1 pseudogene is annotated in these 228 nt (G+C 54.4%); it reads left to right on the forward strand.

Annotated elements, in window-relative coordinates:
• Positions 1–26 precede the first annotated feature (26 nt).
• Positions 27–228, forward strand: a pseudogene (locus QN347_RS20410) (fumarate hydratase); the annotation flags it as partial.

Genomic DNA, 228 nt, shown 5'->3' on the forward strand with positions numbered 1-228 from the left:
CTCATATCCACTCGAGAAAACCAGCCATGACCATCATCAAGCAAGACGATCTCATCGAATCCGTCGCCGCCGCTCTGCGATTACATCCAGCATCTGGCGCGTGCGTATGAAAGCGAGCAAAGTCCTGCGGCCAAGGATGCGATTGCGCAAATCCTGACCAATTCACGCATGTGCGCGGAAGGAAAACGGCCTATCTGTCAGGACACGGGCATCGTTAACGTCTTCCTG

Origin of the sequence: Sphingomonas sp. 10B4 (genome assembly GCF_035019905.1) — a bacterium.
In the GTDB taxonomy this organism is placed as follows: Bacteria; Pseudomonadota; Alphaproteobacteria; order Sphingomonadales; family Sphingomonadaceae; genus Sphingomonas; species Sphingomonas glacialis.